This is a genomic window from Streptomyces sp. NPDC017225 (assembly GCF_044331465.1).
GTDB lineage: Bacteria > Actinomycetota > Actinomycetes > Streptomycetales > Streptomycetaceae > Streptomyces.
The window spans coordinates 616,760-629,059 of record NZ_JBIRNE010000003.1 but is presented as its reverse complement, the minus strand read 5'-3'; the positions used below and the strand labels follow the sequence as shown (position 1 = coordinate 629,059).

Genomic DNA, 12,300 nt, shown 5'->3' with positions numbered 1-12,300 from the left:
GCGTGAGCGTGAGCGTGAGCGCGGGCCCGGGGCGGGGATCCGGGGTGGGCCGTGTGCCGGCCGCGGGTGGGTGAGGGCTGGGCGCGCAGGTCCCCGCGCCCCTGGCGGATGCGGCGGGGGCGGCGTATTGGTGTGCGGCGAGTCGCAGGGGAGTCGCGCCCCGCGTGTACGGGGGTGTACGGGCGTGTCGTTCACGCGCCCGATCGTGCCGCCTCCCGCACCTTTGCCGACTCCAGGCGCTCGGCCGTCCGTTCGGCCGTGCGGCGGGCCCAGTGGCCGTTCGTGACGGCGCCGAGGAGAAGGACCGCGAAGCCGCAGGCGGCCAGGATCCACCAGCCGGGGCGGGCGGCGGAGACGAAGGTGTCCCGGTACGACGACGCGCCCACGCCCGCCGCGAGCACCGCGCCGACCACCGCCACGCCCAGGGTCTGACCCAGCTGGCGGCTGGTGGAGGCGACGGCGGCGGCGACGCCGGCCTGGGCGCGGGGCATGCCGGAGACGGCGGTGTTGGTGATGGGCGCGTTGACGAAGCCGAAGCCGACGCCGAAGAGGACGTAGCCGAGGAAGAGGGTGACGTTGGACGTCTCGGCCTCGAAGGCGGCGAACAGCACCCCGCTCACGCTCAGCGCGCCGCCCGCGATCAGCAGGGGCAGCCGCGGCCCCCGGGTGCCGACCAGCCGCCCGGACAGCGGGGCGCACAGGAACGTCGGCACGGCCATCGGCAGCATCCACAACCCGGCGTGCAGGGCGCTCAGCCCGCGCACGTTCTGGAGGTACAGCGTGGACAGGAAGAGGAAGCCGCCCAGCGCGGCGAAGGCGCTGACCGCGATGACGGTGGCCCCGCTGAACGGCGCCGACCGGAAGAAGCGCAGGTCGATGAGGGGTTCCGCGCGGCGGGGTTCGTAGATGAGCAGGCCGAGCAGCGCGGCGAGGGCCAGCACGGCGAAGGGCAGTACCGTCGCGAGCCCGGCGTGCGGCGCCTCGATGATCGCGTACGTCAGCGAACCGAACAGCACGATCACCATCAGCTGGCCCAGCGGGTCGGGGCGGCGGGCCTTGGGCGCGCGGGACTCGGGGACGTGGCGGAGGGTGAGCAGGAGGGCGGCGAGGCCCACCGGCAGGTTGACCCAGAAGATCGAGCGCCAGCCGACCGACTCCACCAGCAGGCCGCCCACCAGCGGACCGGCGGCCATGGATATGCCGACGACCGCGCCCCACACCCCGATCGCGCGGGCGCGCTCGCGCGGGTCGGTGAAGGTGTTGGTGATGATCGACATGGCGACCGGGTTGAGCATGGAGCCGCCCACCGCCTGCATCATCCGGAACACGACCAGCCAGGACAGGTCCGGTGCCAGCGAGCACAGCAGCGAGCCGAGGGTGAAGACCACCAGCCCCGTCATGAAGACCCGCTTGCGGCCGATCCGGTCGGCCGTGGAACCGGCGAGCATCAGCAGCGCGGCCAGTACCAGCGTGTACGCGTCGATCGCCCACTGGAGTCCCGACGTGCTCGCGTCGAAGTCGCGCTGCATGGCGGGGAGGGCGACGTTGAGGATCGTGTTGTCGATGCTCACGATCAGCAGGCTCATGCAGCAGATCCCGAGCACGAGCAGACGGCGGCGGTGGGTGAGCTCCGGCATGGCCGCCATCGTACGCGCGTTTCGATAGTGCGGTTAACTAATGACCCATGCATGATCTTCGCCTCCGGGGCGCGGCGAGCACCGTCCCGCGTGCGTGACAATGGAGGAATGTCCACGCCCACAGCGCCCGCCCCCAGCACCACCACCCGGCCGTTGCGGGTCGGCCCGCACACCGTCGCGCCGCCCGTCGTGCTGGCGCCGATGGCCGGGATCACCAACGCGCCCTTCCGCACGCTGTGCAGGGAGTTCAGTGGGGGCAAGGGCCTGTTCGTGAGCGAGATGATCACCACCCGGGCGCTGGTCGAGCGCAACGAGAAGACCATGCAGCTGATCCACTTCGACGCGACCGAGACGCCGCGTTCGATCCAGCTGTACGGCGTCGACCCGGTGACCGTGGGCAAGGCCGTCCGCATGATCGCGGAGGAGGGCCTCGCCGACCACATCGACCTGAACTTCGGCTGCCCCGTGCCCAAGGTGACCCGCAAGGGCGGCGGCTCGGCCCTCCCGTACAAGCGGAACCTGCTGCGGGCCATCGTCCGCGAGGCCGTCACCGGCGCCGGCGACCTGCCCGTCACCATGAAGATGCGCAAGGGCATCGACGACGATCACCTCACCTTCCTCGACGCCGGCCGCATCGCCGTCGAGGAGGGCGTGAGCGCCGTCGCCCTGCACGGCCGCACCACCGCCCAGCACTACGGCGGCACCGCCGACTGGGACGCCATCGCCCGCCTGAAGGAGCACGTCCCGGAGATCCCCGTCCTCGGCAACGGCGACATCTGGTCCGCCGAGGACGCGCTGCGCATGGTGCGCGAGACCGGCTGCGACGGCGTCGTGGTCGGGCGCGGGTGCCTGGGGCGGCCGTGGCTCTTCGCCGACCTGGTCGCCGCCTTCGAGGGACGTACGGAGGCCTTCGCGCGTCCGTCCCTGCGCGAGGTCGCCGACGTGATGGTCCGGCACGCCACCCTGCTCGGCGAGTGGATCGGCGACGAGGCGCGCGGCGTCATCGACTTCCGCAAGCACGTCGCCTGGTACCTGAAGGGCTTCGCGGTGGGCTCCGAGATGCGCAAGCGGCTCGCGATCACCTCCTCCCTGGAGGCACTGCGTGCCGGGCTGGACGAGCTGGACCTCGACCAGCCCTGGCCCACCGGCGCCGACGGCCCCCGGGGCCGCACCTCCGGCAACAACCGCGTCGTCCTGCCCGACGGCTGGCTGAAGGACCCGTACGACTGCGCGGGTGTCGGCGAGGACGCGGAGCTGGACACCTCCGGCGGCTGATCAGCCCGTGGGGTGCGGCGTGGAGCCGTACGCCGTCAGGAAGCGGTCGCGGAAGGAGTTCATCTTCCACACCGGGGCGTCCTGGGCGGGCTTCAGCCCTTCCGTCCAGTCCCAGTCGTCGATCGCGTCGAGCACCTCCGGGTCCCTGGCGACGATCGAGACGGGTACGTCCCGGCTCGCCCTGTCGCCGCTGACCCGGGCGAGCGGCTGGTGGTCGCCGAGGAAGACCAGGACGGTGTCGTCGGTGCCGTAGCGCTCCAGCCACTGCGTGAGGCTGGTGAGCGAGTACTCGACCGACCTGCCGTACTCCTCCTTGGACCGGGTGGTGTCGGCGATGACGTCGGACGCCCGCACGCCCGACGCCTCGATGCCGTCGAAGACCGAGCCGTCGCCGACCTCCTCCCAGCCGACCATCTCCGGGACCGGTGCCCAGGGCTGGTGGCTGGAGGTCAGGATGATCTCCGCCATCAGCGGCCGGTCCCGCTCCCTGCCGTGCTCCAGCCGCTGGAAGGCCTCCAGCGCGTACTGGTCGGGCATGGTCGACCAGCTGAACTTCGGGCCCTCGTAGCCGACGTCGAACGCGTCGTAGACCGTGTCGAGCCCGTACCACTCCGCCTCCGGCCAGGCCTTCCGCACACCCGGCATCACGCCGACCGTGTCCCAGCCGCCGGTCTTCCCGAACGCCTTGGTGAGGGTGAGGTGGTCGCCCGCGGTGACGGTGCGGTAGCGCTGCTGGTTGTCGACCCACAGGCCCGACATGAACGTGGAGTGGCCGAGCCAGCTGCTGCCCCCGAACGTCGACGACGTCAGCCAGCCGCTCCGCGCCCGGAAGCCGGCCCCGGCCAGCTCCTTCGTGCCGGTGGCCAGGGTCCGGGCGACACCCGGTGCCATGACCGGGTCCTCGAGGGCGCTGCGGCCGTAGCTCTCGATGAACGTGAAGATCACGTCCTTGCCGCGCAGGTCCGGCACCAGCTGTGCGCCGGGCGTGGCACCGAAGCGGTCCGCCCTCGCCTCCTTCGCGAACGCCGCCTCGTCCCGCAGCGTGTCCACCACCCGGTGCGCCTGCGCCTGGAGCGCCGCGGAGGCGCCGCGGGCGGCGACCGGCACGCCGAAGGTCTGCACACCCAGCGCCACACAGGTCATCCACACGGTGGCCGCCATCAGCGCGCCCCCGGCCGCCCGCTCCCGGTGCGCGGCGAGCAGTTCGCCGAGCCGGACCGCGGCCAGCGCCATGAGCACCAGCAGGAGCAGGACGCCCACGACCGCGCCCACCGCCGCCCAGGCCGCCGCCGCCCCGCCCATCGAGTCCGCCACGTACGACTGGGCGTCGTCCAGCAGGCCCCAGTCCAGGACGACGTTGAAGCCCCGGCCCAGGTACTCGGTGAAGCCCATGTCGAGCAGGTTCAGCACGGTCAGCGCGCCCAGTGCGAGGCCGAAGAGCGCCGCCGCCACCAGCCGCGGTACGCGCGGCAGGCAGAGCAGCAGCACCGCCGCGATGACCGCCTCCACCGGGACGCGCGCGAACCGGTTCGGCTCAAGGGCGGCGAAGGTGTTCGGCAGCAGCAGCGCCCCGAACAGGAGGCCGGCGGCGAGGGCGGTGGTGGCGCGGCGGACGGCGCGGGCGGTGCGGGGGTACCGGGTGCGCCACGCGCGCCAGTGGGCGAGGCGGGCCTTGGAGGACGGGAGCGCGGCGAGCTGCGGAGCTTCCGGAGCTGCGAAGTCTTCGGTGGCGTCGGCGGGGGTGCCGGGTGTGCCGGCGGTCCGCGACGGCCGGCGGAAAGGCGAGATGACAGGCACCCGAAGGTCCTTCCGTACGCGTACGTGACCCGGTGGACGGCGGGCCCGGCGAGGGGGCCGGACCCGCCGCCCTGTCGTACGTCCGCCGTGCGCGGTGTGTTCACCGCGGCCGGGATCACGTCCGCATGGTGAAATCCGGTGGCCTGTGGCAGCGTGATTCTCGCCACCTCTGATAGAGGTAGCGCTCAGATGAGCAGATCTCGAGCGATTCCACCTTCTCAAGGTGTGGCACTCAGTGCCATAGCTTGATCGTTCACCGATCGAACTCAAACGTAGAGAATGACGCTCAGAAGAGCGCCAGACGGAGGCCCTGAGAGGCCATTCGTTCAAGAAGTGAAAACACAATGCCTCGGTCGCTTGCCAAGCCTTGACTTTCGATCCGCTGGCGGACGAGTGGTTACAGGCGCATGACGCGCAAGTGGACGTACCCAGGAGCCTTTGATCTGGGTACATTCCTCGCCGTCAGGGCAGCCACCGCGTCCTCGAGGAGTCGAGACCCGTGTCGGAAAACAAAGAACCCCAGGTAGCGAACACGGCGAAGTTCGTTTACGACTTCACCGAGGGCAACAAGGACCTCAAGGACCTCCTCGGCGGCAAGGGCGCCAACCTCGCCGAGATGACCAACCTGGGCCTTCCGGTCCCTCCCGGCTTCACGATCACCACCGAGGCCTGCAAGACCTACCTCGACAGTGGCGAGGAGCCGGCGGCACTGCGTGACGAGGTGAGTGCGCACCTCGACGCCCTCGAAGCCAGGATGGGCAAGAAGCTCGGCCAGGCCGACGACCCCCTCCTCGTGTCGGTCCGCTCCGGGGCCAAGTTCTCCATGCCCGGCATGATGGACACGGTCCTCAACATCGGCCTCTCCGACAGGTCGGTGCAGGGCCTGGCCAAGCAGGCCGGCGACGACCGCTTCGCCTGGGACTCCTACCGCCGCCTGATCCAGATGTTCGGCAAGACCGTCCTCGGCGTCGACGGCGACCTCTTCGAGGAGGCGCTGGAGGCGGCGAAGGCGGCCAAGAAGGTCGCGGTCGACACCGAACTGGAGGCCGCCGACCTCAAGAAGCTGGTCACCAAGTTCAAGAAGATCGTCAAGACCGAGGCCGGCCGGGACTTCCCGCAGGACCCGCGCGAGCAGATGGACCTGGCCATCAAGGCCGTCTTCGACTCCTGGAACGGCGAGCGCGCCAAGCTCTACCGCCGTCAGGAGCGCATCCCGCACGACCTGGGCACCGCCGTCAACGTCTGCTCCATGGTCTTCGGCAACCTGGGCCCCGACTCCGGCACGGGCGTCGCCTTCACCCGCGACCCCGCCTCCGGCCACCAGGGCGTCTACGGCGACTACCTCCAGAACGCCCAGGGCGAGGACGTCGTCGCCGGCATCCGCAACACCGTCGCGCTGGCGGAGCTGGAGCAGATCGACAAGAAGTCGTACGACCAGCTGATGCGGATCATGGAGACGCTGGAGAACCACTACCTGGACCTCTGCGACATCGAGTTCACCATCGAGCGCGGTCAGCTGTGGATGCTCCAGACCCGCGTCGGCAAGCGCACGGCGGGCGCGGCCTTCCGCATCGCCACCCAGCTCGTCGACCAGGGCCTGATCGACGAGGCCGAGGCCCTCCAGCGCGTCAACGGCGCCCAGCTCGCACAGCTGATGTTCCCGCGCTTCGACGACGACGCCAAGGTCGAGAAGGTGGGCCGGGGCATCGCGGCCTCGCCGGGCGCGGCGGTCGGCAAGGCGGTCTTCGACTCGTACACCGCCGTGAAGTGGTCCCGCTCCGGCGAGAAGGTCATCCTGGTCCGCCGCGAGACCAACCCCGACGACCTGGACGGCATGATCGCCGCCGAGGGCATCCTGACCTCGCGCGGCGGCAAGACCTCCCACGCGGCCGTGGTCGCGCGCGGCATGGGCAAGACCTGTGTCTGCGGCGCGGAGGAGCTGGAGGTCGACACCAAGCGCCGCCGGATGACCGTGCCCGGCGGGCACGTCGTCGAGGAGGGCGACGTGATCTCCATCGACGGCTCCTCCGGCAAGGTCTACCTGGGCGAGGTCCCGGTCGTGCCCTCCCCGGTCGTCGAGTACTTCGAGGGCCGTATGCACGCGGGCGCCGAGGACGCCGACGAACTGGTCGAGGCCGTGCACCGCATCATGGCCTTCGCCGACCGCAAGCGCCGGCTGCGGGTGCGCGCCAACGCCGACAACGCCGAGGACGCGCTGCGCGCCCGCCGCTTCGGGGCCCAGGGCATCGGCCTGTGCCGCACCGAGCACATGTTCCTCGGCGACCGGCGCGAACTGGTGGAGCGGCTGATCCTGGCCGACACCGAGGCCGAGCGCGAGGAGTCCCTTCAGGCGCTGCTCCCGCTCCAGAGGCGGGACTTCGTCGAGCTGTTCGAGGCGATGGACGGCCTGCCGGTCACCATCCGCCTCCTCGACCCGCCGCTGCACGAGTTCCTGCCGGACATCACCGAACTGTCGGTGCGCGTCGCACTCGCCGAGTCCCGGCAGGAGCCGCACGAGAACGAGCTGCGCCTGCTCCAGGCCGTGCACCGCCTGCACGAGCAGAACCCGATGCTGGGCCTGCGCGGCGTCCGTCTCGGCCTGGTCATCCCCGGTCTGTTCACCATGCAGGTGCGGGCGATCGCCGAGGCTGCGGCCGAGCGCAGGGCGGCCAAGGGCGACCCGCGCGCGGAGGTCATGATCCCGCTGGTCGGCACCGTCCAGGAGCTGGAGATCGTCCGCGACGAGGCCGACCAGGTCATCGCCGAGGTCGAGGCCGCCACGGGCGCGAAGCTCAGGCTGTCGATCGGCACGATGATCGAGCTGCCGCGCGCCGCGCTGACCGCCGGGCAGATCGCCGAGGCCGCGGAGTTCTTCTCCTTCGGCACCAACGACCTGACCCAGACCGTGTGGGGCTTCAGCCGCGACGACGTGGAGGCCAGCTTCTTCACGGCCTACCTGGAGAAGGGCATCTTCGGCGTCTCCCCGTTCGAGACGATCGACAGGGACGGCGTCGGCTCCCTGGTCGCCGCCGCCGCGAAGGCCGGCCGCGCCACCCGCCCCGACCTCAAGCTCGGCGTCTGCGGTGAGCACGGCGGCGACCCGGAGTCGGTGCACTTCTTCCACGAGGTGGGCCTGGACTACGTCTCCTGCTCCCCGTTCCGGATTCCGGTGGCCCGCCTGGAGGCCGGCCGGGCGGCGTCGCGGTCCAAAGGCAGCGACCACCGGTAGCGAGCACCGGTAGCGACCACCGGTAGCCCCCATGGGGGCCTCAGGCCCCGGAGCCGTCGTCTGTCACCCGACCACCCTCACCGATCGGCGGCGGCTCCGGACCACGGAAAGAAGGCGGCACCCTGTGCGGGGGTGCCGCCTCCGCGGTCTTCTCTCCCCGGCCTCGTGCCGCGTGGTGTCAGCGGGTGCCGGCGTTGCGCCGCCTGTTCACGGCCAGCAGCAGTCCGCCGCCGGCGAGCACGACGGCCGCGCCGCCCGCCGCGATGTACGGGGTGGTGTCGTCGCCGCCGGTCTCGGCCAGGTCGGCGCCCTGCTGCCCGGCGGCCTCCTTCGCGCCACCGGCCTCGCCGCTGCCGGAGCTCTCCGCGTTCCCGGAGCCGGCCGAGTCGTCGCCCTTGTCGCCGGCGTCCTTGTCGCCGGCCGGCACGAAGCCGGCGGGCGGCTTGTCGCAGCCGACGCCGTCGTTGTCGCGGTCCAGGTGCTCCCCGTAGTGCTTGTCGCCCTTCTTGATGTTGGAGTACCCGTTGTCGTACGCCTCGGTGCAGTTCTCGAACGGGTGGGTGCCTTCGTGGGCCTGGGCGGCGGTCGGCAGGGCGGCCAGGGCCAGCGCGGCGACGGTCACGGCGACGGGCTTGCGGAGCAGGTTCATCGAGAGTCCCGGAGATGGTGTGGATGAGCGGATATGAGGTGACGAAGCTATTGAGGTACCGGAGATGTGGTGGCGATATGAAGGACTCGTGACGCGAACGTGACGTGACCGGACGGTAACTCTCCGCTCCGGAGTGTCGGCGCGTACGGTGAGAGGGGTCCGGACCAGGGAAGGAGCCGTTGATGACCGGCTGGAACGTGGGCGACATGCCCGGCCTGGACGGGCGCGTCGCCGTCGTCACCGGCGCCAACAGCGGCCTCGGTTACGTGGTGGCCCGCGAGCTGGCGCGCAAGGGCGCGTGCGTGGTGCTCGCCTGCCGCAGCGAGGCGCGGGGGAGTGACGCCGTGGAGCGGCTCCTCGGCGAGGTGCCGGACGCCACCGTGGAAGTGGCGCGGCTGGACCTCGGCGACCTGGCCTCCGTCCGCGAGTTCGCGTACGGGCTGCCCTATGAGCGGGTCGACCTCCTCGTCAACAACGCCGGGGTCATGGCGCTGCCCCACGGGACGACGTCGGACGGCTTCGAGACGCAGTTCGGCGTCAACCACCTGGGCCACTTCGCCCTCACCGGGCTGCTGCTGCCGACCCTGCTCGCCACGCCGGGCGCCCGCGTCGTGACCGTCTCCAGCTTCATGCACGCGCTGGCCAACGTCGATCCGCGCGACCTCAACAACGTACGGCGGTACGGGCGCTGGACCGCCTACGCCCGCTCCAAGTCCGCCAACCTGCTCTTCACCCACGAGCTGGCGCGCCGGCTCGCGGCCCGGGACGGCGCCTCGGACGTGCGCGCGGTCGCCGCCCACCCGGGATACGCGGAGACGAATCTGCTCACCGCCGGGCCCCGCGCGGAGGGGCGCCGGCTCGCCGAGCGGATGATGCGGCTCGCGAACCGGGTCGTCGCCCAGCCCGCCGAGTCGGGCGCGCTGCCCGTCCTGTACGCGGCGACCGCGCCCGGCGTACCCGCCGACTCCTTCACCGGCCCGTCCTTCGCGATGTGGCGCGGGGCGCCCGCACCGTCCTGGCGGGCGCCCTGGACCACCGACGACGCGATGGGGGAGCGGCTGTGGGCCGCCTCCGAGCGGCTGACGGGTGTCACCTACGAGGCGCTGGGGGCCTGACGCCGACGCGCTGACGCCTTGAGCTGTTCGACGCGGCGCGCTGACGTCCTGGGCTGTTCGGTACGGCGCGCTGACGCCCTGGGTGGCTCAGCGCCGTACCGCCACCGCCGTGAACGTCGTCTCGGGCGTCTGAGGGCTGGTGAAGCGCGCGTTGACGAGGTAGAGGCGGTCGCCGAAGCGGGCGGCGGTGGCGGGGACGTCGAAGCGGGGGTCGGTGATCGTGCGGCGCAGGGTCGCCCGGCCGGCCCTCGCGTCCAGGTCCCAGACGCTGACCAGGTTGTTCCGGTTCTGGACGACGTACAGCGTGCGGCCGACCCGGACCAGGCCGTCGCCGTTGACCACGTCGTCCGCGCCGACCAGTCTGATCCGGGTGGCGCGGCCGGTGGTGAGGCTGACGCGGTGCAGCTCGCCCGCCGCCATCCTGACGACGATCAGTCCGCGCCCGTCGGGAGTGGAGACGACGCCGTTGGCGTTGATGACGTCCGGCGTCTGCTCCCAGTCGCCGGTCAGCGGCAGCGTGCGCACGCCACCGCGCCGGCCGCGCGGGACGCCGTACAGGACGGGGCCGTACGAGTCGGTGAACCAGGCGCGGTCACCGAGCAGTACCACGTCGTTGACGAAGTGGCCGGTCGTCTCGGTGAGTTGGTGGGTGCGCAGCAGTTCGCCGGTGCGGGCGTCGACGATCCGGGCGGTTCCGCCGCCGCCCCCGGCGACGTACAGCAGGCCGTCGTGGTCCAGTTTCAGGCCGATGGCCGCGAGGCCCGTACTGCCCTCGTGGACGACCCGGCCCTCGCCGGTGCGCAGGTCGGTGCGGTAGACGGCGCCGTCGGCGCGCGAGCCCAGGTAGGCGTAGGGCCCGCGCCCGATGGTGATGCCCTCGGGCAGCCAGCCGTCGGGCAGTGGGAACTCGGTCGGCCACACGGTCGTGGAGGCGGTGGCGGCCTCGGCGGAGCCGGTACCGGCGGCCACCGCCAGCGCGGCGCCGGCGGCACCGCCGAGCAGCGCGCGCCGGGACGGTCGGGCTTGGTGGTTCCGAGTCATGGGGCGGGCCTCCGGGCGAGAAGGGTGTGGGCCTCGATGAAACCCGACGGCCGGGGCGAATTCGAGGTGCCGGCCGGGTTTGGCAGGAAACCGACAGCCGTCCCGGGCGATCAGGCCGTCTGCCCGCCGTCCACCACCAGGTCGATGCCCACCACCGACGCCGCGTCGTCCGACGCCAGGTACAGCACGGCCGCCGCGACCTCCGCCACCGACGAGACCCGGCCGAGCGGTGTCTCGCTCCGCATGCGCTCGGCCCGCTCCGCCTCCGTCTCGCCGGGCAGCAGGGACATGGAGGTCGCGGTGGCGCCCGGGCTGACGGCGTTGACGCGGACGCCGTCCGCGATGTGGTCCAGGGCGGCGCCCCGGGTGAGCACCGAGACGGCCGCCTTGGTGGCCGCGTAGGCGGTGGCGCCCGGGCTGCGCTCGTGCACGCCGAAGGTGGAGGCGATGTTCACGATCGTGCCGCCGCCCGGCTGGGTGCGCATCTGGCGGACCTCCGCCCGCAGGGCGAGGAACACACCGCTGACGTTGATGTCGAGCTGTGCGTGCCAGTCCTCCTCGGCGAGATCGGCCACGGGGGACCCGCCGTGGAAGACGCCCGCGTTGTTGACGGCCACGTCGAGGGAGCCGAAGTGTTCCACGGCGGCGTCCACGGCGGCCCGTACGTCGGCGGACCGCGTGACGTCGGCGGTGACGGCCAGCGCCTTGCCGCCCGCCGCCTCGATCAGGGCCACCGTCTCGTCGAGCGGCTCCCTCCTGCGCCCGGCGACGACGACGTGCGCGCCCTCGGCGGCGAGGCCGAGGGCGACGGCCCGTCCGATGCCGGAGCCCGCGCCGGTGACGAGGGCGGTCCTGCCGGTGAAGCGCTGGGTGGTCATGAATCTCCCCTTTTTCTTGACCGAACGGTTCATTATGAGGTCGTGAAAAGCGCCCCTCCGGAGTCCGAGAGGGGGTGCCCGGTGCCTCAGTCGAGCAGGGCCAGTGCCTGTTCCGCCGCGTCCCGAACCCGCGCCGGGTCCGGTGACGCCTTCCCGACCACCCGCAGCCCCTGGAGCAGCACGAGCAGCATGCGGGCGAGGGTCAGCGGGTCACGGCCGGCGGGCAGTTCGCCCTGGGCCCGGGCCCGGACCAGTGCCGAGTGCAGCACGGTTTCGAGCTGGTCCCAGTTGCGCTCGACCCGCCGCGCGGCGGCCGGGTCGCGCGGCGCCAGCTCGGCCGCGGTGTTGGTGACGAAGCAGCCGCGTCCTCGCAGGTCGTCGGCGGTCGCCTCGGCGGCGTAGCGCCGCACCAGGGAGCGTACGCCCGGCAGGGCCGGGCCCGGCCGGGACAGCTCCTCCAGCAGGTCCGGGAGATTTCCCCGCTCGTAGCGCTCCAGGGCCTTCAGGTACAGCTCGTGCTTGTTGCCGAAGGTCGCGTAGATGCTGGCGCGCCCGATGCCGAGATGCTCCACGAGGTCGGACATCGACGTCGCCTCGTAGCCGCGCCGCCAGAACAGCTCGACGGCTGCCCGCAGCGCGGCGTCCGGATCGAACTCCTTGGTCCTGGCCACGTGTCGCA

At 72.0% G+C, this 12,300-nt stretch carries 9 protein-coding genes; 3 read left to right on the top strand and 6 right to left on the bottom strand.

What is annotated here, in order from left to right; all coding sequences use genetic code 11:
* Positions 1–191: 191 nt before the first annotated feature.
* Positions 192–1,637, bottom strand: a complete 1,446-nt coding sequence (locus ACH4NX_RS10140; RefSeq protein WP_351388084.1) for an MFS transporter — start codon at positions 1,635–1,637, stop codon at positions 192–194.
* A gap of 108 nt (positions 1,638–1,745) precedes the next feature.
* On the opposite strand from ACH4NX_RS10140, the gene dusB reads away from it, so the two are divergent.
* Entirely contained in the window at positions 1,746–2,912 is a 1,167-nt protein-coding gene (gene dusB / locus ACH4NX_RS10135; RefSeq protein ID WP_351388086.1) for a tRNA dihydrouridine synthase DusB, read from the top strand.
* On the opposite strand, the gene ACH4NX_RS10130 is transcribed toward dusB, so the two are convergent.
* Positions 2,913–4,709 carry a CDP-alcohol phosphatidyltransferase gene (locus ACH4NX_RS10130; RefSeq protein ID WP_398128513.1) on the bottom strand — a complete coding sequence of 599 codons (1,797 nt, stop codon included), beginning with the start codon at positions 4,707–4,709 and terminating at the stop codon, positions 2,913–2,915.
* A gap of 499 nt (positions 4,710–5,208) precedes the next feature.
* On the opposite strand from ACH4NX_RS10130, the gene ppdK reads away from it, so the two are divergent.
* A complete protein-coding gene (gene ppdK / locus ACH4NX_RS10125) occupies positions 5,209–7,938 on the top strand; it encodes a pyruvate, phosphate dikinase (protein WP_398128512.1) in 2,730 nt (909 codons plus the stop codon).
* Positions 7,939–8,116: 178 nt separating this feature from the next.
* On the opposite strand, the gene ACH4NX_RS10120 is transcribed toward ppdK, so the two are convergent.
* Positions 8,117–8,587 (bottom strand): excalibur calcium-binding domain-containing protein, encoded by a 471-nt coding sequence (locus ACH4NX_RS10120; RefSeq protein ID WP_351388094.1) that lies wholly within the window; start codon positions 8,585–8,587, stop codon positions 8,117–8,119.
* A 182-nt stretch (positions 8,588–8,769) separates the two neighbouring features.
* Here ACH4NX_RS10120 and ACH4NX_RS10115 point away from each other — a divergent pair, with 182 nt between their 5' ends.
* Positions 8,770–9,702, top strand: coding sequence for an oxidoreductase (locus ACH4NX_RS10115; protein ID WP_351388096.1), 933 nt, complete (start codon positions 8,770–8,772; stop codon positions 9,700–9,702).
* Positions 9,703–9,789: 87 nt separating this feature from the next.
* Here ACH4NX_RS10115 and ACH4NX_RS10110 read toward each other — a convergent pair whose 3' ends face one another.
* The 3 genes from ACH4NX_RS10110 to ACH4NX_RS10100 all read right to left on the bottom strand — a co-directional run bounded on the left by ACH4NX_RS10110 (position 9,790) and on the right by ACH4NX_RS10100 (position 12,292).
* Complete coding sequence (locus ACH4NX_RS10110; RefSeq protein WP_351388098.1) at positions 9,790–10,743, bottom strand: superoxide dismutase; 954 nt, start codon at positions 10,741–10,743, stop codon at positions 9,790–9,792.
* A gap of 110 nt (positions 10,744–10,853) precedes the next feature.
* A complete protein-coding gene (locus ACH4NX_RS10105) occupies positions 10,854–11,621 on the bottom strand; it encodes an SDR family NAD(P)-dependent oxidoreductase (RefSeq protein ID WP_398128511.1) in 768 nt (255 codons plus the stop codon).
* Between the two features lie 86 nt (positions 11,622–11,707).
* Positions 11,708–12,292, bottom strand: coding sequence for a TetR/AcrR family transcriptional regulator (locus ACH4NX_RS10100; RefSeq protein WP_351388103.1), 585 nt, complete (start codon positions 12,290–12,292; stop codon positions 11,708–11,710).
* Between the last annotated feature and the right edge of the window lie 8 nt (positions 12,293–12,300).